The 24,545-nt window shown below is 35.2% G+C and carries 10 protein-coding genes; 9 read left to right on the plus strand and 1 reads right to left on the minus strand.

Annotation, left to right across the window (positions count from 1 at the left end):
• Positions 1 to 4: 4 nt before the first annotated feature.
• From NSS97_RS08370 to NSS97_RS08405, 8 genes are all read left to right on the plus strand, one after another.
• Entirely contained in the window at positions 5 to 748 is a 744-nt protein-coding gene (locus tag NSS97_RS08370) for a YveK family protein (RefSeq protein ID WP_002193180.1), read from the plus strand.
• Positions 735 to 1,355, plus strand: coding sequence for a CpsD/CapB family tyrosine-protein kinase (locus tag NSS97_RS08375; protein WP_107886920.1), 621 nt, complete (start codon positions 735 to 737; stop codon positions 1,353 to 1,355). The genes NSS97_RS08370 and NSS97_RS08375 overlap by 14 nt, the downstream gene beginning before the upstream one ends.
• 18 nt (positions 1,356 to 1,373) lie before the next feature.
• Positions 1,374 to 2,012 (plus strand): sugar transferase, encoded by a 639-nt coding sequence (locus tag NSS97_RS08380; protein WP_002030867.1) that lies wholly within the window; start codon positions 1,374 to 1,376, stop codon positions 2,010 to 2,012.
• 82 nt (positions 2,013 to 2,094) lie between these two features.
• Positions 2,095 to 3,531, plus strand: a complete 1,437-nt coding sequence (locus NSS97_RS08385; protein ID WP_002141066.1) for an oligosaccharide flippase family protein — start codon at positions 2,095 to 2,097, stop codon at positions 3,529 to 3,531.
• 3 nt (positions 3,532 to 3,534) lie between these two features.
• On the plus strand, positions 3,535 to 4,749 hold the full coding sequence (locus tag NSS97_RS08390) for an O-antigen ligase family protein (protein ID WP_044438076.1): 1,215 nt from the start codon (positions 3,535 to 3,537) through the stop codon (positions 4,747 to 4,749).
• The gene (locus tag NSS97_RS08395) at positions 4,724 to 5,524 is read left to right on the plus strand and encodes a glycosyltransferase family 2 protein (RefSeq protein ID WP_044438077.1); all 801 of its coding nucleotides are present in this window, start codon (positions 4,724 to 4,726) and stop codon (positions 5,522 to 5,524) included. Before NSS97_RS08390 ends, NSS97_RS08395 begins: the two co-directional genes overlap by 26 nt.
• Entirely contained in the window at positions 5,521 to 6,573 is a 1,053-nt protein-coding gene (locus NSS97_RS08400) for a glycosyltransferase family 4 protein (RefSeq protein ID WP_107886919.1), read from the plus strand. Before NSS97_RS08395 ends, NSS97_RS08400 begins: the two co-directional genes overlap by 4 nt.
• A gap of 92 nt (positions 6,574 to 6,665) precedes the next feature.
• Positions 6,666 to 8,213, plus strand: coding sequence for a hypothetical protein (locus tag NSS97_RS08405; RefSeq protein WP_341112156.1), 1,548 nt, complete (start codon positions 6,666 to 6,668; stop codon positions 8,211 to 8,213).
• A gap of 299 nt (positions 8,214 to 8,512) precedes the next feature.
• Here the strand turns inward: NSS97_RS08405 and NSS97_RS08410 are convergent, their stop codons facing one another.
• On the minus strand, positions 8,513 to 23,545 hold the full coding sequence (locus tag NSS97_RS08410) for a DUF11 domain-containing protein (protein ID WP_341112158.1): 15,033 nt from the start codon (positions 23,543 to 23,545) through the stop codon (positions 8,513 to 8,515).
• Between the two features lie 122 nt (positions 23,546 to 23,667).
• Between NSS97_RS08410 and NSS97_RS08415 the strand changes: the two genes are divergently transcribed.
• The gene (locus NSS97_RS08415; protein WP_341112161.1) at positions 23,668 to 24,528 is read left to right on the plus strand and encodes a GNAT family N-acetyltransferase; all 861 of its coding nucleotides are present in this window, start codon (positions 23,668 to 23,670) and stop codon (positions 24,526 to 24,528) included.
• The last annotated feature ends 17 nt before the right edge of the window (positions 24,529 to 24,545 follow it).

Genomic DNA, 24,545 nt, shown 5'->3' on the forward strand with positions numbered 1-24,545 from the left:
ATCATTGAAGCAAGAAATTAGTATGAAAGATTTTCAACAGTTACTGAAAAGAAGATTCGTAACGATCATTTTGACGATGTGTTGTTTAACCGTTTCTCTAGTTATTATTTCTATGTATGTGCTAAAGCCTTCTTATCAATATTCAGCGCAAATTCTTGTTGGAAATTTAGATGAGTTTAATAAGGAAAATACAGCGAATAAAACACAAGAAAATAAGCAACTTGTAACATCGTTTGTTGACATTTTAAAAAGTCCACTTATTATTTCGACAGTAAGAAACACTTTGAAATTAGAACAATCAAGTTATGAATTAGCACAAAAAATTTCGGTGTTGAATACGGACAACTCACAAATTGTTACTGTTACAGTAAAAGATTCGGATCCTAAAATCGTGAAAGAAATTGTAAAGTCATTGGCAGAACAATCTCAAAAAAGCTTTCAACAGTATACGAATGTACAGGGGGTAAAAATATTAACTGACCGAGAGTTACAGGAAGAAGCTGAAAAGCTGTTTCCGAAATTTCAACTTATCATTCCTATCTCTTTAATTGTTAGTTTTTTTGTTGGTGTAGGTTTAGCTGTATTTCGAGATTATTTTGATGAACGTATATACGTGGAACAGGATTTAGAGAAAATAACGACAGTCTCTGTTATTGGTCATATAAATATGAAACCGAAAAGAAAAAAGAAACCTACAGAGGTTGATAAGCAATCATCTATATATCGAGGTGAACATGTCGATGTTTAAGACAAAGAAAAAGCTGCCATTCGATCCGCATGATGCTCTGATGAAAGAGCAATTTTATACTATATATCATGAATTGAAAAAATCAGGAAGACGAGTATTCACAGTTAGCTCAACGAAGGATAGAGGTGTTGTTGCTTCACTTATAGTAAATATGGGATTAGTTTTTGCGGAAATGAAAAAAAAAGTATTACTTGTCGATATGAATTTTTCTGATCCTAAACTCCATCTACTATTACACAGCAACCATATGACAACAGTAAACGATATATTAAGCTCTTCCGCCTTAAATTATGAATCTTTTTCTAGTCCTTTTTCTGAATATTTATATTGTATTCCCGCAAAAAAAAATGTACATACTGGGACGCCCTTAGTTGCTATGGATGAATTTGATAATGTAATAGACAAGTGGAAAGTAGACTTTGATTATATTTTCTTTTATTCATCCGAAGTATTTGAGCTTCCTGCTACGTATATTATTGCGGAGAAATGTGATGGAGTAATTTTGGCAGTCAAAAAACGAAAAGATTCGCTGCGTACAGTGAAAAAAGTAATAACGGACATAAAGAGGAAAGAATGTGAATTGCTAGGTATAGTTTTATATTCTTGAATTTGGGGGTAACGATCCATGATTCGTGAAACAAATCAAGCTAAGTTGTATGCTATTCCGGCTCAAGAAAAGGATAAGGTTTTGAATCGAAGTGTAAAACGCTTGTTTGATATTATATTTTCACTCATATTGTTACTTTTTACGATACCAATTATGTTGTTTTTTTGTATTTTGATTGCTTTAGAAACATCAGGGGCTCCAATCTATTTTCAAGAGCGTTTAGGAATCAATGGAAAGAGATTTTATTTATTTAAATTAAGATCGATGGTTAGCGATGCTGAAAAGAACGGACCACAATGGGCAAATGAAAATGATCCGAGAATTACAAAGGTTGGATTGTTTATAAGAAAAACGAGAATGGATGAATTACCACAACTTATAAATATTTTAAAAGGTGATATGTCTTTTGTTGGTCCTAGGCCAGAGAGAGAGTATTTTTATGAAAAATTCGAAGTTAATATTCCAGAATTCAGGCACCGTTTATTAGTAAAACCAGGGTTAACAGGGTGGGCACAAATAAATGGAGGATATAATCTTGATCCGAAAGAAAAGTTGGAATTGGATATGGAATATATTGAAGTGAAGACGATTAGAATGGATATTCGTATTTTATGTAAGACAGTTTTTATTGTATTGAATGGGAATGGCGCAAGATAAAAACATAGTAAATATAATTTTATGTAAATATTAAATTAATACACAACAAATATAAGTAGGTTACATGCAAAGGAGAACTGGTATGGGTAGATCCATTCTAAACAATATTGTACATCTATTTTATAGTACGATTTTAGCTAATCTTCTTCAAGCCATTAGCTTAATTGCTTTAGCCAACTTTTTTAATGCACAAAATTACGGGATGTTTAGTGTTGCGATAGCATTTACGTTTGTAATGTTATTTTTTACAGATTTAGGGCTTAGTAATACATTTCTTCGAGAAGGGGCAAAGGATGGAGTAGATTTAGGGACGATTGTATCTTCATACATAAAGATAAGGATACTTCTTCTTATTTTTATTTCTGTAATTGGTTATATAGCTATTCATTATGTGTACGAGGATAAGAATTTAATTTATATGATGTTAAACGTAATGTTCCTGATGTTAATAGGCCTTACATGTCAAAATATAGGGATTGCCTACTTTCAGCTTATGGAACGTATGAAATATATAGCACTAATTAAAGTTGTATCCGCAACAGTTGTCATTATAATTACATGCTTTTGCATTTTCGGAGAATTACCAGTGTATATAACAGCTCGCTTATATGGTTTTGGTTATATGATTGGCGGTTTATTTAGCATATACGTTATGAGAAAAAAGACGAACATTAATATGAAAGTAGCAATTCATAAAGGATTGTTTTGGAAATTAGGTCCTTTTATTGTTAGTGGGTTTTTAATAATGAGTACGCCACAATTAGCACCCATCTTACTCAATTATACATTACCATTAAGTATGGTGGGTGTTTTCGCGGTAGCTTATCGGATGCCAGCGGCTTTATATCAAGTGCCAGGGGTAATTGCAGGGGCATTTTTCCCAGTGCTCTTTAAACACTATAACCAGAATAATTTAGAAGAGCATACGAAATTAAATATGATTCAAATAAAATCAATGGCGGTCGTGGGAATATGTATGACGATAGGTTTATATAATTTAGCACCCTATTTTATTTCTATATTTTTTCATGCGGAATGGAGTAATGCAGTAGAGCCGCTCCAAATACTATCTTTTCTCATTGTATTACAAAGTTTAAATGTTGCTATTGCCGATGGTTTAACAACGAGTGGATTTCAAAATAAGAGAACTGCCGTACAGTGTGTTGCTTTAGTAATTGGAGGAATTATGCTATATAGCTTCAGTAGCATTGGTGGAGTTAGAGGAGCGGCTTACGCTATGGTTTTATTTGAAATAGTGGCTTTGATTGGATATACAGCAGTAAGTACAGTGAGGAAAAAAATTGTATTCCAAATTGTAATACCGTATACAATTTATTTTGGTGTAACTTTTATTGGAGTGCAATATGTATTAAAGACATATAATTTGATTGCACTTGTTCTTAATACGTTTATCGTAGTAGTTGGTATATTCCTATATGATTATGAGTTAAAAAAACTTATTCTTTCATTTATAAGAAAAATACGAGAAAAGGATTATATTACGAAGCAGGAGATATAGCCTATGGAAAATAATATGCAAATTTCAATGAAATGGACTTTTCTTCTAATCTTGTTTGTTATGTTAAGTAAATACAACATATATATAGGGTTTTCTTTGAAGATATATATGATTTTTCTAGTCATTTATTTTTGTTTAACAATTAAAGATTTTTATATTCGAAAGCTATATTTTCATGAAGTTGTATTTTTACTGTTTTATTTCATCTATTGTTTAAGTGGCATTCTTTCTATATATTTAAGTGCTAGTATTCGTATGATTTTCGGCGTATTACTTGTTTTAGGATGTTATTTTATTATGAGGAATTTACTGGGGAACACCGAAATAGTAGTGCTCGAGTCAGCCATTGTCTATGTAGGATTAGTATTTAATATTGTAAGTCTCATACTCTATATAGTTGGATTACAACATTTTGGATTATATGGCGGAGAAGAGAGAGAGATTTATGCTGGATTATTAGTAGATAGAGGATATCCGAGATTAATTGGATTATTAGATGATCCCAACATCTTTATTTTTTATAATACAATATTTTTTATGTATTATATGACAAATTTATATAATATCACCAACGTAATAGGATTGATTCTATGTGTTACAACGAGTTTATTAACTTTTTCAAGAGGTGGTATTTTAGCAATTGTGCTCGTCATTTTTGTATATGTATGCATGTCCAGTTTTGCCAAAAAAGTAAAAATAATAATGGGCTTAGTATTGTTTAGTGTTGTTATTTTTAGTTTAGCGAATGTAGTAATGGGTGGACAACTAGATGATATATTGAACGGTCGAATTTCTGATTTTTCACGCGATAATGGGAGTGGCAGATTTACACTATGGGAAGCTGCTTTCAAATATTTTTTATCTAATCCATATATCGGTATCGGTGCTTTTAATTTTTCGAGTTATTATGAGTATCAGTTCAATGAAAAACTATATGTGCACAATACATTTTTAGAAATTTTATCTGAATCGGGTACAATTGGTTTTCTTTTATATAGCGCTTTTTTATGTATTTTAATGGTGAAGTTGACTAAGTATAACTTGTTTTGTGAAAAGCCATATCTTTTATTGACTATGATTGCATTTTTATTTCAGATGATGTCATTATCACTTATTATTAACGAAGCTTTCTTTCTATTTTTAGCAGTTGTTGTGAAGTACATTTCAACATATGAAGGAAGGGGAATGATAGATGGTAAAGTGTCTATCAGTACATAATGAGGTGCCTTGTATTTCTATAATAACACCTTCTTATAATAGTTTACGTTTTATTGGTGAGACAATCAGATCTGTGCAGAGTCAATCTTATAAAAATTGGGAAATGCTTATCGTTGATGATGCTTCAACGGACCACTCAGCTGTAAAAATTAAAGAGATGATAGAAGGGGATTCACGAATTCGGTTATTATCATTAGAAGAAAATATGGGGGCTGCTAAAGCTCGGAATATAGCGATTAAAGAAGCGAGAGGAAGGTATATTGCTTTTTTAGATAGTGATGATATTTGGCTACCAAATAAATTGGAGACGCAATTGTTATTTATGGAAGAAACACATGTTGCGTTTTCGTATACGTCCTATAGTTTAATAGATGAAAATAATAATGATCTGAATAGAGAGGTGAACGTACCGGAATTTGTTGATTATCATTATTTAGTGGGAAACACAATTATTGGGTGTTTAACAGTGATGCTTGATCGTGAGAAGATTCCTTGTATTGAAATGCCCAGTGTGCAGCCTGAAGATACAGCGTTATGGCTACAATTGTTATATAAAGGATATGAAGCGAAAGGGATACAGCAGGTATTGGCAAAATATAGAATTGTTACAAATTCTGTTTCAAGAAATAAAATAAGGGCGGCCTTCCGATATTGGAAGCTGTTAAGAGCACAAAAACCACTTAATTCATTGCAAACCTTTTTTTATTTTAGTAAGTATGCTTATCATGCTTACAGAAAAAATAAAATCAATGTAGTTGGGAAGACGCAAGTATGAATATATTGTTGATGACAGATAAATTGATAACTGGGGGAGCCGAGAGTTACTTCTGTAAATTGGAAAACAATTTGCAATATGAAAACATTACGGTTTATACAGCTGCAGGTGAGGGAGAATTATATCAATCTCTTACTAGAAAAGAAAATTTCATGTTACTTAGTCGATGGAATCATTTGAGAAATATTCATTACTTACGAAAAGAGATTTATAAACGAAAGATAGAACTTATTCATGCAAATAGTTTGCGAATGGTATTATATGCTTTTCTACTTCAAAAGTTTATTAAAAGAAAGATAAAAATCGTGTATACGAAACATAATGTAACGATACTAGAAAAGAAAATGCCAATTCTTTTTCGTTATGTCATGAATAAATATGTGAACAATATTATTACAGTAAGTGAATTTGAAAAGAATAACTTAATTTCAATTCATGTAGCTGAAGAGAAAGTAAAGACAATTTACAACGGTGTGGATATTGAAAAATTTTTATTCCAGCAGAAAAAGAAAGAATCTACTTATAAAGTAGGTATATTAGCTAGATTATCCAAGGAGAAAAATCATCAACTATTTGTTAAAATTGCAAATGTGTTGAAAAAGAGAAATGATTTTATGTTTTATATTGCTGGTGATGGACCAGAGAAAGAATCTATTATGAAAGAAATAGAAAAATATGACTTGCAACAAAGTGTAAAGATGTTAGGAAATATTTCAGAGCCACATAAGTTTATAGGAAATATGGATGTATTACTTTTATTATCTTTTCGTGAAGTGTTTCCAATGGTAGTAATTGAAGCAATGGCTACAGGAACACCAATTGTTTCAATAGATGTCGGCGGAATAAATGAAGCGGTAATAGATGGAGAATCAGGTGTTTTAATATCTGAATATTGCGAATCTGAATTCGCAGACGTGCTGGAGGAATTACAAGGAAATGAAGAAAAGGTGAATGATATTAGAGTGAAAGCGCGAGAAAAAGCGGAAAGAAATTTCTCGTTAACTAAAATGGTAGAAGAAACGAAGGATATATATGAATTAAACAAATGACCGTGGAGGTCGTTTGTTTTTTTTATGATACAAACTTTTAAGAGAGAACTCACATATTATATGAAAAAGGCAATATGAGGAGTGAATTTATTTTGTCAGAATATATTTCTTCACAAGAGGAGTGTGCGCCAGAAAATAGTGTTCATATTGATTGCTTTGGTGCAGTTCCGAATTCAGGAAGTGATAGTTCGTTAGCGATTCAACAAGCGATTAATTATTGTGTAGCGAACCGAATTTCGAAGGTAAGAATTACAGGGGTTAATACGTATAAAATATTGAAGCCGATTGTTATTAAATCCAACGTAAGATTAGAGTTAGATCCTACCGTAACGCTGCAAATTGATGGAGATTTTAATGCGTTTGAGTTACAAAGTAATGCTTCTATAACTGGCGGTACTATTCAAGTTATTAATCAAGTATTTCAGTCATCTGTTATTTATGTTTCCGGTTCACAACAAATAGAAGTGCCTAATCAATCTGTCATATCAAATATAAATATAATAAATACCACACCATCATATAAAGGAAAAGCTATACATTTTTATTGTCAAAAAGCGTGGGATTATATTAGTTTCTTTCAAGTTAACTATGTTCAAGTTAAAAATTTTCAAACTGCAATATATTTAAAAACGGAATATATAGACAATATAAATACACCTTGCTGGATTAACGCAAATGTATTTCAATCTATATTTATTGATGGATGTCAGTATGGAATAGAAGTAGATGGGAATAGTGATTTACCAAATGAAAGTTCAGGAAATACGTTTCATGATATTCAAGTGCAATGTAGACAACAAACGAAAAAAGCAATTCGTTGTTCAGGTGCTTATAATACATTCAACTGTATGATTTGGGATACGTACAGGATGAGTAGTGAACAAATAGTAATTGAATTTTCTTCCAATTCCCATCGTAACTACCTTTTTTCAAATTTACTTTCAACAACTATTGTAGATAACGGACAATACAATGTTTGTAAGTCTACTTATGAAGAATCACTTCGGATTCAGTTACCTTTGACGCTGAATAAACCACATTTAATAGGAAATCAAGATGATATTTTAGTAAATGCTCAGCTGAAGTATAGTGTCAAGCAAGTAAGTGGGAAATTACCTTACGGAGGAAATATCGCTAATTGTTTTAATTTAATAGATGAACAAAGTGTGAATTATATTGATGTTCCAGATAGTAATCCAGTTGTTATTGAATTGGACTTTACGAAAAATCCGATCAAAATGTTGAATTGTATTGGGATGTACTTTGGATGGGGAGAGAGCCCAAAGAAAATTAAAATTGAATATGCATTAAGTGCAACTGGGAGTTGGATTATCGCGGCAGATGTTCCATTAAATGTTGGAGATACAGTTATATCGAATATGAAAGCTAATCAGTTATATAAAGTAAGAATTACATTGAGTGGTTACTCTCAAGACCATAAGCGTTTTCGAATTAATCGTATTTTTGCAAGGTCTTCTATGGAAAATGGAAATGCTTGGTTAGCGACAACTGGCGGAAGAATGTTTGGAGATATTGAGCTGGAAGCGAGTCAAGGTGTAATTATGAAGACTGCTAGTGGAGCGAAATGGAAAGTTACTATTAATGAAGTTGGTCAGCTTATTACGACTAAAATAACGTGAGATGATCCTGTCTTTGTATAATTTTGGACGAGTACTAGGCGACGTGATAAAGTGAAACTTTAATCAGTGGGGTTTTGTCCATCCCCCACTGATTATTAGCCCGCATTAATGGGGCTTTTACGGGCAGCCCGACTCCACCTAACTTCCTCGCATTCGCCGAATTTTGAGGTGGGAGCCTTACTACCCGCAAATAGCGGGATAAATTCAATTTAAAAGAGAAATGTGTAGTCTGTGGAATGAAAAAAAGATTGTAATTTGGTCCAAATCAACCAAAATACAATCTTTTTTGTTGTACTGAATTACTGCCACCAAATCCAAGTCCAAAAGTAATTTCGTATATTTCGAGGAGTAATGCGTATGAAACGTTCACCGTCAAAGAAACAATTTAAATTTGGAAGTGTTTCATCTGGATTTTCTGGAATAAAGGTGACGATGTTTTCGTTACTTGTAATGGTTACTGTGATTGGTGGATCGGTAGGAGAGACTTGAAGTTGTAAAGAAACGTTTGCCTTGTTTTTAAATTCATTATTAATAGGTGGACTTATCACTTGTACTGTGAATAACACGATAATTGTTTCGTTCGGTTCCAAATTAGTAGCGACTAGGAAACCGATATTCGGATTCGCTAGTGGAGAGCGTTCCCCATTAATGAAGACCGTACCGTTCATAAATTGTAAACCTGCTGGAATGGTGTCTTGTAATGAAATATTTGAAAGTGAAATCTCGGAAGTATTCGTAATACGCACTGTATAATCAAAATATTGGTTTAAATAAGCAGAGCTGACGGAAGCATTTTTTATCACTGCTGCCGTTATAAATTGAACTGGTATACGAACAATATTCGAATTAACGATGAAAGTAATAATCGGATCCTGTGGTGTCAATTGGAAAGCAGCTGTAACTGTTGCGGAATTGATAATTGTACTGTTTGAAGGGATAGAAGTTACGAGAACTTTAAATGTTATAGTTGCTACTCTATCTGCCGATAAGGAACCAATGTTAATACCAGTGTCTGGTCGAATATTTGGAAATAGTATTCCATTAATTGTTACACTATTTTCAATAAATGTTGTACCCGCTGGAATCGTATCTAAAATGGAAGTACTTATAGTCGGAATCGGAGAATGATTAAATACGTCTAGTGTGAATGTAATGATATCTCCTGTAATAGTAATAGATTTGTTAGCGATTTTTGCAATACCAACCATTGGATCCACTATTGTTGTTGTGACGACATTTGTTTGCTTTGTAATTGTAATAGGTGGTTCATTCGGATCAATGGTAACAGTATAGGAAACAGAAGCATCGTTATTGATTGCAGGTAGAAGAGTCGAAGAAGATATTGTTACTTGGAACGTAATGACAACAGATTCATTAGGAGCAAGGTTTCCTAATGGAATACCATTTTCAGGATTCGCATTAGGCTGATTGATCCCGTTAATCGTAACACTGCCAGTAATGAAAATTGTATCTACTGGTACGGTGTCTATGGCAAGAAGGTCTTCAATCGTTACATTACCGCTATTAGTAATTGTAATTGTATACGTTAAAGTTTGACTAGGTAATGCATTCGTGGCATTAACAGATTTTATGGCAACGACATTATCATTTTGGACAGTTGTTGTGACAGTATTTGTTGTAGTCGTATTTGTAACAGGTAAGTTATTTGGATTGACTATATAGTTAAAAGTAGTAATTGCTTTGTTGTTGAGTTCATTTGGTGTTGGAATAGAAGTTACAGTTACTTGGAATGAAGCGATGGCATCTCCACCTACAATTATAGTACCAATTGGTATGCCGCTTACTGGATTAACTCCCGGAACAGTTTCTCCGTTTACAATGACACTATTTTCTATAAACGTAGTACCTTGAGGAATAATATCTTGAATGACTACATCATCTGCTGAAACATTACCAGTTTGATTTAGTGTAATCGTATACGTTAACGTATCACCGACCGTTGCAAATGCAAGGTCAACAGTTTTATTGCTATTTAAATTCGCGTGATGAATTTCTGTTACGGCAGCTGATGAAATAATAGTTTCGGTAATAGGTGGCCTATCTGGTACCGTGTATTCATATTCAATTGTACTCGTGTTAGAGATTGGATTTGTTTGCGGAATGGAAGTAACCCGGACTTGGAATAGAATAGTTGCTGTCGTATTAGGCGGAATGTTATCAATTTGTATACCGCTAAGTGGATTGTCATTTGGACGAGCGGTGCCATTCACAATAACACTGTTCTCTATAAAGCTCGTATTTGCTGGGATGATATCAGTAACGATAATGTTTTCTACTTGTATATTCCCATTGTTTGTGATGGAAATTGTGTAAGGGATGATAGTTTGTAGGTCAGCATATTGGATAGGCGTTGTTTTTGTTGCAATTACATTAGCAGAAATAACTTCAGTGAAGGTAATATTACTAGTCGATATTTGTTCTTCACCATTAATTGTATAACGAGAAGTGGATTGATTTTGAATACGACCGCTAGCTGGAAGAGCTAATACAGTAACGGAAAACGTGACTGGAATAGAAACGTTAGGTGCAATCGTTCCTACAAGTATACCAGTACTTGGATTCGCGTTAAGCTGAGGAATATTATTTACTAAAACGCTACCGTCTATAAAGGTTGTTCCATCAGGTATGTTGTCTGTAAATACAACAGCAGTAGCATCTGTATTTCCTATATTCGTTAAAGTTGTTGTATAAGTTAAAACGTTGCCAATCGTTACAGAAGTCGAATTAACAGTTTTCAGTGAAACGATATCGGCATCATTAATTTGGACGAAAGTAGTATTGGAAGTAGTAGATTTTTGAATTGGTGCAAAGTCAGGATTGAAAATAAAGTCGTAGACGATGTTTGCAGTATTAGGCATTGGATTTAAAGCTGGTAAATTCGTAACGGAAACTTGGAACGTTATTGTAGTCGCTTGCCCTGACGCAATATTAGGAATGAAAAAGCCGATATTAGGATCTGCTGCAGGAAGTACAGTGTTGTTAACTGTTACACTTCCCGGAATAAATACTGTTCCATCTTCTATAGTATCTGTAAAAAAGATGGAGTTAGTTGTAGTAGATCCGTTATTTTGAATGAATACTGTATATTCAATGGTGTCATCAATATTAGCTAATACTTTATTAGCGGATTTTGTAGCGATAAGAATAGCATCAATAAATTGTATATTTGTAGTATTAGAAGAGGTCGTTTCTGAAATTGGTGGTGCGCTTGGTTCCGGTTGATATTCATAGTGTATAACAGCGATATTATTAATAGTATTTTGTGCAGGTATAGAGACTACATTTACTTGGAACGTAACAATAATCGTATTATTTGGAAGGATAATACCAAGATTGATACCGGTAATTGGATTTTCGTTAGGTCTTGGTATGCCATCTACAAGGATGCTATTTGGAACGAATGTGGTGCCAGCAGCAATTGCGTCAATTTGGAGAGTATTTGTAATAGGTACTGTACCAGCGTTTGTAACGGCGACTGTATATGTGATGATTTGACCGATGCGTGTAATGGATCTATTGGCGGATTTAATTGCACTAACATTTGCCGTCCGCACTTCCGTGTTTACTGCATTTGATAACGATCTACGCTGAATAATCGGAGAGCTAGGGTCAATTTGGTATTCGTACGAAGTGTCTGAAATATTAATGACTGTATTGCCGGACGGTATATTTGTAAGTTGTACTTGGAATGAAATAGTGACTGTTTCATTTGGTTGTATCGTGCTGAGAGTTACTCCGTTTTCAGGATTCGCGCCAGGCTGAATCACATTATTTATTGATAAGCTATCTTCAATGAATATAGTACCTTCTGGAATGTTATCAATAAACACGGTATTGTTAGCTGGAATGGTTCCTATATTTTGTAGTGTATTTGTGTAGGTAATAATTTGCCCAATTGATACGAAAGTTACATCCGCGCTTTTAACAGAAATAATATTTGCATTTTGAAGTGATGTTGTAACAATGTTAGAATTTGCAGAGCGATTCACCGGTGAAGCTGTAGGAATACTTACATATTGGTAATTTCCAGAAGATTGATTTACAATTTCGGTTTCAGTAGGTGGATTGTTTGTTTGCACTTGAAATAGTATCGTTTTGGAACTGTTTGCTGGAATTGTTCCAAGTGGTATTCCGTTTTCTGGATTTACACCTGGCTGCAGGACACCGTTAATTGTGACACTATCGGAAACGAATGTAGTCCCAGCTGGAATAGAATCTGTAAAAATAATATTTATTGCGTCAACATTGCCGATATTTTTCACTTCAGAAATATAAAGTATAGTTCCGCCAATATCCACAGTTATTGGATTGGACGTTTTTGTAACTGTCAATTGTGCTTGCACGAAATTTGTAATGACAATATTACTTGTAGATGTTTCAGTAATAGGCGGTTGTCCTGGGTCTAGTTGAATTGTATATGTTGTATTAGATTGATTTGTAATCGATTCTTGCGAGAATGAATCGTTAATAAGAATTTGGAACGAAATAAGGTGAGTAGCGTTTGCTACTAGGTTAGGCAAAGCAACCCCTACATTTGGATTTGCACCAAGTATAGCTGTTCCATTAAGTGTAAAACTATTTTCTACGAATGTAGTCCCTTCTGGAAGCGTATCTGAAAATATGAGATTAGTAGCTGGAATATTTCCGGTATTTTCTAGCGTTATCGTATAGGTCAAAATGTCACCGGTTGTTGCTTGTTGTGCATTGACAGCTTTTAAAGAAAGAACATTCGCATCCGAAATTTGTGTGAAAGCTGGATTAGAAGTAATTGTACGAGAGATGATAGGAGAGGTTGGATCGGCGATAAAAGTATAGTCAATACGGGCTGTATTAGAAATTGGATTCACGCTTGGAATGGATTGAACGATAACTTGGAATGTGACGGTGACGATTTCTGACGGCGCGATGGCGTTTAATGGTATCCCTACGTTTGGATCGGCACCTGGAACGGAAACGCTATTAATGGTCACGCTATTAGGAATAAATGCAGTTCCTTCAGGGACCAAATCTGTTAAATTAACTGTATTTGCAGTTGTATTTCCGTTATTTTGAACGACTACTGTGTAAGTGATTGTACCGTTAGTAGATTGTACGAGAGAATCTGTATTTTTAATTACGGATAACGATGCATCAACGACAGCTGTATTAACCGTATTAGATGAGGATGTTGCTGTAACTGGAGGTTGACTTGGGTCGACAATATAAGTGTAACTTGTAAGTGCTTGATTTATAATCGCTCCTTGCGGTGGAATAGAACTTGCAAGAAATTGGAACGTAATAGTAGCAGAATCACCTGGTGCGATAATACCAACTGGAATACCGAGAGTTGGACTTGTATTTGGAAGCGAAATTCCATTTAACGTAACGCTATTTGGAACGAATACTGCACCTACAGGAACTCCGTTTATGAGCAATACAGAATTTGCAGGGAAGTTTCCGGTATTTGTTAATGTTGCTGTATACGTAATTATATCTCCGATGGATACGATTGATCGATTTGCTTCTAAAACAGTAGTAACGGTAGCGTTATTAATTTGTGTTGAAGCGCCATTAGAATTTATTGTGCTTGTAACAGGAGGAGCTGCCGGGTCAACAATGAATGTGAATTGAATAGATGCAACGTTTGTAATTGGGTTTGAGGGTGGAGTAGATGTGACTATGACTTGGAAAGTAACAGTTAAGGAACTGTTCGTACTAACGGTTCCGATATTAACTCCGTTATTTGGATTTGCCCCTGGAATGATACTTCCATTTACAGAAAAACTATTTTCAACAAAGGTCGTTCCAGCTGGAATAAGATCTGAGAAATTTACATTCGTAGCGTTTGTATTGCCGCTGTTTTGAATCAAAACTGTATAAGTGATTGTGTCTCCGATATTCGAAAAGGCTGTATTAGCAGTTTTTACAGCTGAAAGTATTGCTGAATTAATAGAAGTAACGAAGACGTTCGTCTCCACATTGCCAGGCTGAGCCTGTAATGAATTGCCTACGTTATATTGGAAGTTAACAAATCCTAAGTTTTGGAGTTCAGGTGTGAAGGTTGTTGGATTGCTTATTATTTGGACTTGGAACATAATTGTTACGATTTGATTTGGAGTTATCGTATTTATGCCAACACCGCTAATAATAGAAGCGGATGGTAATGGAGTGCCATCAACAACAACTGATCCAGCAACAAATTGTGTCCATGTTGGTATAGGGTCTGAGAAAACAACGTTGTTAGCAGAGATATTTCCTGTGTTCGTAATAGTAGTTGTATACGTAATCGTATCACCGATAGTTGCAAAAGCTTTATCTCCTATTTTAATAGTGTTTAAAATAGCACTTTCAATTTTTGTTGTAACGCTATTAGAAGTAATATTTTTTGAAACAGGTGGATTAGCCGGATTAACGATATGCTGGAAGCTAACGCTAGCTTGATTGGTAATTGGATTTATAGGCGGAATTTCATTGGCATTAATATGAAATGCTACGATGACAGATTCGTTTGGCGCGATATCACCAATTGGAACACCTGTAATTATATTTGCATTTGGGATGCTAATTCCGTTAAGTGTAAAACTATTCGGTTCAAAGGAAGTTCCGGCTGGAATAAGGTCGGTAAAAATAACATTGGTTGCACTAACATTTCCGCTATTTGTAATTGTAACGGAGTAGACAATATCTTGCCCAATATCTACTGTTTCCACATTTGAATTTTTTTGTGCAGTAAGGATAGCGCTATTAATTTGAGTTGTCGTTGTATTCGATTGATTGGAAGTTGTAATAGGTGACTGGCTAGGATCAACGACATAATGATATGTGGTAGAAGCAAAATTAGAAATTGGATTAAGTGTTGGAAGTGTAGTAACAGTTACTTGGAATGTAACGATTGCCGTATTACCTCCATTAATTGAACCTATGTTTACACCAGTAGACAAATCAGCGTTTGGAATGGTTTGCCCATTAACTGTGAAACTGTTTGGAATGAAACTTAAATTGCTATCAAGAATATCGATAATAGTTACATCAGTTGCAGCCGCATTCCCTGTATTAGGAAGGTTAAGTGTAAATGTTATTGTATTACCAACATCCGCAAAAGTAAGATTTGCTGTTTTTGTGCTAATAATATTTGCGTTGTTTATTTGAAGAAGTGTAGTGTTGGAGCTAGCTGTATTCGATACCGACGGATTACCTGGATCAACAGTAAACTCATACGTCGTTGATGCTGTATTCGGTGCTGGATTACTAGGTGGAATGCTGTTCACTGTAACTTGAAAAACAATACTATATATTTCATTTGGTGGAAGTGCTGCAAGTGTCACACCTGTATTCGGGTTTGCGTCAGGTTGTAAAATACCATCCACAGTTAATGTGTTAGGAACAAACGTGAGTCCACTTGGTAATATATCTGTGAATACAATATTAGTTGCATCCGTATTGCCTACATTGGCAATAGAAGTAGTGTAAAAAGCAGTTTGCCCGACATCTGCAAAGGATAGACTTTCATTTTTCGTCATAGATAATATAGCTTCTCTAATTTGTGTTGAAACAGGATTACTAATTGAAGTTTCTGCATCAGGCGGTGAGACTAATTGGTACGATGTCGATGAGAAATTTACAATTGGATTTTCAGTTGGTAATGACGTTACAGTAACCTGGAAAGAAACATTTACTGTAGTACCAGCTGTTATAGATCCGATATTTACACCGTTCACTGGATTTGCACCACTTTGAGGAATTCCATTAATAGAAAATGTGTTTGCAATAAAAGTAGTTCCGCTCGGCACGGTATCTGTGAATATAACATTTTGTGCGGAGGAATTTCCATTGTTTGTTAAAGTGACAGTATAAGTGAGTGTGTCTCCGATATGGCTAAATGCTTTATCAACTTGCTTTGATGAAAGAATGGTAGCTGTATTAATTGTAGTAAACGTTGTGTTTGAAGTAACATTTCTTGAAACAATTGGTGCATTTGGATCAGCGATAAATGTGTAAGAAGCAGTAGCGGAGTTGGCAATGGGATTTTGAACAGGGGTGGAAGTAGCGGTAACTTGAAATGCTATTGCTATTGAGCTATTAGGAGCAATTGATCCAATTGTAATACCTGTATTAGGATTAAGACCAAGTTGTGTGATGCCATTTATTGTGACACTATCCGAAACGAACGTTGTACCGTCTGGAATAAGGTCAGTGAACGTAATATTCGTAGCATTTGTATTCCCACTATTCGTTAAAAGTGTCGTATAGGTAATAGTATCACCTAGTGTTACAAGTGTTTGATCAACTGATTTAATCATCGTTATCATAGCATCTAGTACAGGGTTTGTAACGATGTTCGTTGAAGTAGAAGTAGTAACAGGAGCTGCGCTTGGATCAACGGTATAAGAGTATAAAATTGTATCGTTATCCATAATTGAACTTGAAGGGGGAACAGAAATAACAGTTACTTGGAAAGTAACGGTTACTGTTGCGCCAGGAGCGATATTGGGTATATTGACTCCAAGTGCTGGCCGTGCACCAAGTTGCTGCATACCATTGATTATGACCGAATTTGGTATAAATGTAGTGTTGGCTGGAATAGCGCTTGTGAAAGTAATATTCGTTGCTGGTGTATTTCCTATATTTGTAATAGTAGTTGTATACGTAATTGTATCACCGACAGAAATAATGGATTTATCAGCACTTTTTGAGGTAGCTAATATTGCGCTATTTATTGTCGTAGTAACGGTATTAGATGAAGCGGTTTGAGTTATAACTGGTTGACTTGGATCGACAATATGCTGAAATTGTACAGAACTAGAATTAGAGATTGGATTTATACTTGGAATGTTTGTAACAAGTGCGTTAATAGTAATAACGGCCATTCCGCTTGGGTTTATATTTCCAATCTGTATTCCGTTCCCAGGATTTCCAATTTGCTGAGCACCAGAATCATTTACAAGAGTACCAGATATAAATGTCGTTCCATCAGGCAAAATATCCGTGAAAATTATATTTTGTGAAGTGACATTTCCAGGGTTGCTTAATGAAATTGTATAGGAAAGTGTATCCCCGATCTTTGCAAAAGTTTTATCTACAGATTTAACTGCCAAAATTTCTCCGGAATTTATTTGTGTTGAAACCGGATTAGATGTTGTACTTCGTGAAACAAGTGGTAAATTAGGTCCTGTCATAAATTGATAATTAATAGAAGCTCCGTTTACAACAGGTGAGTTTGGTCCTCCAGGTCCGATTGTGAAAATTGGATTTGGGATGCTAACTACTTGCACACGGAAGGTGACGTTTATAAAATCTCCTGCAATAATATCCCCAATTGGTATCCCATTCGCCGGATTTACTCCAGGTAATAAAACCCCACCTACTCGAACGCTATCTTCTATAAATACTGTATTATTTGGAATCGGATCTGTAAAAGTGATATTAGTAGCAGTTGTGTTTCCTATATTTTCTAATAAAACTGTATAAGTTAAAAATGAATTTCCGGGTGCGATGTCAGAAAATAGTCGATCGACACTTTTTGTTGCTTGAATAATTGCTTCGTTAATTTGCACTAAAGTTGGATTACTTGTAGCTGTTTCTGTCACTGGCGGCTGGGTAGGATCCACAATGATAGAATATGTCGTACTGGATTGATTCAACGTAGGATTTGTAGCTGGTATTGAGCCAACGATCGCTTGAAAACTAATTGTTGTCGTTCCTCCAACTGGAATTGGGTCTAAAGGAATCCCGTTATCTGGCCTAAATCCGAGTTGTGGTGTGGTATTAATTTGTACGCTATCAGGAACGAATGAAAGTTCAGGTGGTAATATATCGATAAAAACAGGTGTGTTTGCAGTTGTATTTCCGTTATTAGTGAGAGTAGTTGTATACGTAATTGTATCGCCAACAGCAGCAAATGCACTGCTCGCAGTTTTTGTTGCGATAACGGAAGCAGTATTTACTTGTGTAAAAGTTTTATTGGATTTAACTGTTCGTGAAACAGGTGGTTCATTAATATCTACAATAAAACTATATTGAAGCGATGATTTGTTAGGAATTGGATTCGGATTTGGGATCGTTGTAATGTTTACTTGAAAGCTGAGTATAACTGATGCATTTGAATTTATGTTACCGATATTGATACCATTTTGTGGATTTGCATTAGGAATGGTTGTTCCATTTACTGTAAAACTATTTGGAATAAACGTTGTACCATCTGGAATTAAATCTGTAAAAATAACATTGTTTGCGGTAGTATTACCGGAATTAGTAATGATAGAAGTGAAAGTAAGTGTATCTCCAATAGTAGCGAATGTTGAATTGACAGTTTTATTTATAGATAGAGTAGCATCAATAATTGGAGTAACCGTTGTGTTTGTAATTGTACTACCAACAGCAGGTGATTGGTTTGGGTTCACTGTATATTCATAATTTACAAGGGCATTATTTGTTAATGTGCCACTAGGTGGTATCGCTAAAATTTGTGCTTGAAAAGTAATGAATACAGTATCTCCTGGCGGAATATCTGCTAAGTGAACACCAAGTGATGGATCTAATCCTGGTTGTGGAACATTATTGATAGTTACGGAATTTTGAATAAATGAAGCTCCTGCACCAAGTCCATCCGTTAAAACTGTAGCACTAGCAGGGATATTTCCTGTGTTCGTAACTGCAATCGTATAAGTAACGATATCACCAATTGCAGCTGTCGGTGTATTCACTGATTTAGTAGCGACGATCGTAGCGTTATTAATTTGAGTTGTTATTACGTTACTTACCGTATTGGAGGATGCTGGAGGTAAGTTAGGATTTACAATATATTGATACGTTGTATTACTTTGGTTCGGGATTGGATTTGGGCTAGGGATGGAATTTACTTTTATTTGAAATGAGATTGTAGTATTTGCATTCGGATTGATTGGATCAATTGCAATTCCGTTTGCTGGATTTACATTAGGGAGTGTATTCCCATTTACTGTTACACTATTAGGAATAAACGATGTCCCGTTTGGAATTACATCTGTAAATATTACATTTGATGCAAGTGTGTTCCCACTATTCGTTAAAGTAGTCGTGTACGTAATAATATCATTTACGTTAGCAAACTGTTTATCTGCAGATTTTGTAGCGGCAATTGAGGCGTTATTAATAGTTGTCTGTACCGTGTTAGAAGCCACCATCTGAATTACAGCTGGTTTGGATGGATCGTACGTATATTGGAATGTTGTGCCTGATTGATTTGTAATCGGATTTACAGCAGGGATATTTGGTACAAAAACCTGGAATGAAACGGTACGTGATGAATTCGCCCCGATCGTACCGATCAAAATACCGTTAGCAGGATTTGCATTTGCTATAGGGACATTGTTAATCGTTACAGTATTAGGAATGAACAGGGTACCCGCTGGAATGATATCTGTAAACGTTACATTAGAAGCAGGGATATTCCCGTTATTTGTTAAAATAGTCGTATATAATATGACATCACCAACATCAGCGGAATTTGTGCTCGTTAGTTTTGTAGCAACAATATTAGCAGTATTAATTTGTGTAGTTACTATATTACTAGTAGCGTTTTTCACAACAACAGGTAAATTTGGATCAGCGATAAAGCTATATTGAAGTGAAGCGCTATTTTGAATTGGATTTGGTGAAGGTAGCCCATTTGCACTTATTTGAAAAACAATCGTTGTAAAACCACCTGCAGGAATGGAGCCGACTTGAAGGCCGGTACTTGGGTCTGCACCTAGCTGTAAAGCGCCACCTATAAAAATACTATTTGGTACGATAGTGGTGCCGGGAGGGATTATATCGGTAACAACAACATTGTTTGCTGTAGTATTGCCAAGGTTAGCTAAGGAAATTGTATATGTGATTGGTTGCCCGACATCGGCAATAGTTAAATCTACCTCTTTGACAATAACTAAATTTGCTAAATTAATTTGTGTACTTACAGTATTACTTAAAGATGTTTCTATAATTGGTGGATCACCTGGATTTAGAATGAAACTATACTGTGTACTCGATGAATTAGTTGTTGGATTTTGGGCTGGTAAAGCAGTGACAGTTACTTGATAAGAAACGGTAATTAATCCGCTAGCAGGAATGGAAGGTAACGGAACACCTATATTTGGATCTGCGTTATTTTGGAGTACACCGTTAATAAGGAAAGTGTTTGGAATAAAGGTAGTGCCATCTGGATTTGTATCTACGAAAGTTGGACTATCAGCAGAAACACTTCCTGCATTCGTTAAAATAACGGTATAAGTTAATATATCTCCAACGGTAGCGAACTCTCGATCCACTGTTTTTGCCGAAATTACATTTGCTTCGTTTACTTGAGTAAATGTAGTAGTTGAAGTTGTATTTTTACTTACAGGTGAAGCATTTGGATCAACAATAAAGTTATAGGAAATGGAAGCGCTATTCAAAATAGGATTAGGATTTGGAATACTAGTTATTAATATTTGGAATGAAGCTGTAATTGTAGTATTAGCATTGATGCTACCAATATTGATGCTAGCTGGTGTTGCGCCCGGCTGAGTAACACCGTTAACTATAACACTGTTCGGTACAAAGGAAGTGCCATTCGCAATGGAATCGGATAGTAATACATTGTTCGCCGCAACATTTCCATCGTTTGTAAGAGCAAAGGTGTAAGTTAATACATCTCCAACTTCCGCAAACGTTTTATCTACAGATTTACTAGCATGAAGATTTGCTAGTCTAATTGTTGATGTAACAGAATTAGAATTTGCTGTTTTTGAAGTTGGTGGCAGGCTTGGATTTACAGTGTAAATATAAGAGGAGAAAGCGTTATTAATGATAGGGTTTTGTGCAGTAATGTTAATGACTGTTACTTGGAAGGATAAGGTGAAAGTAGCTCCACCAGGAATTGTGCCGATAGGTAAAGCAACGAGAGAATCTACATTTTGCAAAACTCCGTTGAGCGTTACAGAACCTAATGTTAATATCGTTCCATGTGGAAGTGGATCTGTTAGTTGAACGTTATTGGCGGCCGTATTTCCACTGTTTGTAATAAGGATTGTATAACTTATCGTTTCGCCAATTGTGGCAAATTGTTTATTTGTAGACTTTGTTAATGTTAAATTCGCATTGTTAATTTGAGTAGTAACGACGTTAGAAGAAATGTTTTTCATAATGGGTGATTGGCTAGGGTTAACGGTGTACTGATAAGAAGCGCTTGATCCGTTAGATACGGCATTTGACACGGGTATTGTGTTTACTACTACTTGAAATGAAACACTTTTGGTTGTGCCAGTTAGGATGGATCCTATGTTCACACCATTAGCGGGATTAGCGCCAACTTGTGTCGACCCATCTATTGTTAAACTGTTTAGGACAAAAGTTGTTCCTGTAGGAATGACATCTGTAAAAATAACATTGTTCGCATTCGTATTACCTGTACCTGTAAAGGCAACAGTGTAAGTCAGTGTATCGCCAATATCTGCATAGTTTTTATCTACTGCTTTCGTCATTGTTACAGTAGCATTATTCACTTGAGTGGAGACAATATTTGTCGTATCAGTTCCACTTACTGCCGGCTGATTTGGTACAGGAATGTATTGATATGTTGTTGTACCACTATTTAATATTGGATTTGTTTGGGGGATAGAAGGAACGAATACTTGAAAGGAAATGGTAGTAGTAGAATTTGCAGCAATAGATCCAATTGATATACCATTAGCAGGATTTGCTCCCCCTTGAGTAACCCCGTTAACAGTTACACTCCCTGGAATGAAAGTAGTCCCGCTAGGAATCGGATCCGTATATATAACGTTCGTTGCAGCGATATTTCCTATATTAGCTAAGGCAATACTGTAAGTTAACGTTTCACCAATATCGGTAAAAAGTTTGTTAACTGATTTTGTTCCATTAATATCTGCGAGGTTAATTTGTGTTCCAGCAGAGTTGCTTGTTGCAAGACCGTTAAAAGTCGTTCCTCCGGCAATTGGTGTATATTGAAATGTAATATTAGCAGTGTTAGAAATAGGGTTTTGACTTGGAAGAGAAACGACAGTCGCTTGGAAAGCTACTGTACGAGAAGAGCCATTATTAATTGTCCCCAGAGATATACCGGCGACCGGATTTGCGTTTGTTTGTGGTACGTTATCTATCGTTACGCTTCCAGGTATAAAGGAAGTACCGTTAGGGAGAACATCTGTAAAAGTAACGTTATTTGCAGGAAGAAGCCCGGTGTTAGGAACAGTAACTGTATAGGTTAGAATATCTCCAATTGTAGCGACACTTTTATTCACACTTTTAGTTGCTTGTATATTAGGTGAGTTTATATTGATTTGTAAACCGACTGTATTTAACATATATGCATCTCCGTTAGTAGTTAAACGAATTGCGGCAGATACTTGGGAATTTGTTAAATAAGGAGAAATATCAATGGAAGTAATGTCCCATCCTTGTCTTCCAGCGGAGATATTTGTACTTGTAGAGGCACTTTGATTTCGTGTTCCAAATGTACCAGTTGTATCTAAGTTCCCTGCAGCATTATTAATTTGAGAACCGAAGAAATTATTAACAGCATTATTTGGCCCAGATAATGCATTTAATGAACTGAAATTTGGTCCAAATAAAGCTTGATCCCCAGTTAAATCAGCATCCCCTTCAGTAGAACTTAAAAATAATCTCCCGCTTACAGGTCCCCCGGCAGGTGTTAAAAACCCTGAGACAGATACATCTGCACTACCGGTTTCTACAGAAACACGGTTACCAGCTACGTAAATTGTTAAATTTCTTGCGGGTAAGGAACCGTTTTGATAAGCGACAATAAGCGTCCATCCTGCAGAATTAATGGCTCCATTAGAAGCGTCTAAAGGATCTACAAGTCCAGGAACAGAACCTGTTGTATAAGATCCAGATCCAGCAGCTTGAACGAGTGACGTTACATCCGCTGATCGTGTATAAAATCCAAATGTGACAGATCCAGAAACGAATGTTTGATTTGAAGCTGTAACAGCCGAAGGGGTAATTGAGTATGTTGACACAGGTGTTGTAAAAGAAACGGGGTTTCCTAATACACTCGTAATGTTTTGATCCCGAGATAAATAGTTTCCACCCCAAACGAGTTCTGCGTAAAGAATAGTACTACCAGCAGGGATATTTAAAAGAGCGGTAGAACTATTTTGTGTATAGTTTAATGTTGTACCAGCAGGAAAAGTAGGTACTTGTAAAGCAGTATTCGTAGTTACGAATGCACCAATTGCACCGATTGTACCAGCACGGTTTAGATTGCTAATTTTACTTAAACCTAGTGTGTTTCCTGTAATAGCGAGTGCGCCGTTAGTGGTGGTAGAAAATCGATTCGTAATGGGCATGTTGTCACCTCATTTACAATAGAGTCTTGGTCAAAATAGGATATGTGTGTAACTGGTAAAGGGAAACATGTACAAGTTAATTCGGAAAGAATGATGCAAACGTCTAAATATGGGGATGGAGAATGAGTGAATTGGAAATTAGAGTGGAGCGTCTTAGGAAAGGAAAAATAGAGGATATTGTAGCATTATCTTCTCATATTGGCTGGGATTACAACAGAGAGGAAATTGAGACGATTTTGCATACGGGTATAGTATATGGTGTAGTAAATGAGAGGGAAGAGCTTATTGCTAGCGCAGCAATTATACTATACGGGGAGACATTAGCTTCAATTGGAATAGTAATTGTACATCCAGATTATAAAGGAAGAGGGATTGGAAAGATAATAACGGATTCATGTGTTAAAAGCGTATCAACTCAAACCCCAATTATGCTTATTGCCACGGATGAGGGAAAAATTTTATATGAAAAACTAGGATTCAGGGCTGTTAGTTATGTTTCTAAATACATATGTAACTCGTACAATGCGAATTACCATTGTGTAGGAAATGAAGAGTATATTGTGAATTATGAAGAACGTGATTTAGAAGATATAATACAAATAGATAAAGATGCATTTGGAACAAATAGAGAAGAGTTTTTAAAGTATCGAATTATACAAAGTGAACAATGTATTGTTACAAAGGATGCACAACAGAATGTATTAGGATACGGTATAAGTATACAAACGCCAGAAAATAAAATAATAGGACCAATTGTTGCTAAAAATGATAAGATGGCAATGAGAATGGTACATTATTTAGCAAAAGGGCATAATGGGAAATTAAGAATGGATGTACCAGAAGGAAAGAAAGATTTCATGAAAGAATTAGAGATTATCGGTTTTAAAAAGGTTAATACACCACCAATTATGATGAAAAATAGCGATAAATTATTAAAAAGGAATAATGAGCTATATAGTATTGCGGCACAAATTTTTGGATAAAAAAGAATCCTTCTGAA

Source organism: Bacillus sp. FSL R12-0074 (genome assembly GCF_038005725.1).
GTDB classification, from domain to species: domain Bacteria; phylum Bacillota; class Bacilli; order Bacillales; family Bacillaceae_G; genus Bacillus_A; species Bacillus_A mycoides.

Coding starts and splice junctions, on each gene's coding strand:
- NSS97_RS08415 (WP_341112161.1), top strand. CDS start 23,668: ATGAGTGAATTGGAAATTAGAGTGGAGCGTCTTAGGAAAGGAAAAATA.
- NSS97_RS08385 (WP_002141066.1), top strand. CDS start 2,095: ATGGGTAGATCCATTCTAAACAATATTGTACATCTATTTTATAGTACG.
- NSS97_RS08390 (WP_044438076.1), top strand. CDS start 3,535: ATGGAAAATAATATGCAAATTTCAATGAAATGGACTTTTCTTCTAATC.
- NSS97_RS08375 (WP_107886920.1), top strand. CDS start 735: ATGTCGATGTTTAAGACAAAGAAAAAGCTGCCATTCGATCCGCATGAT.
- NSS97_RS08400 (WP_107886919.1), top strand. CDS start 5,521: ATGAATATATTGTTGATGACAGATAAATTGATAACTGGGGGAGCCGAG.
- NSS97_RS08410 (WP_341112158.1), bottom strand. CDS start 23,545: ATGCCCATTACGAATCGATTTTCTACCACCACTAACGGCGCACTCGCT.
- NSS97_RS08395 (WP_044438077.1), top strand. CDS start 4,724: ATGGTAAAGTGTCTATCAGTACATAATGAGGTGCCTTGTATTTCTATA.
- NSS97_RS08380 (WP_002030867.1), top strand. CDS start 1,374: ATGATTCGTGAAACAAATCAAGCTAAGTTGTATGCTATTCCGGCTCAA.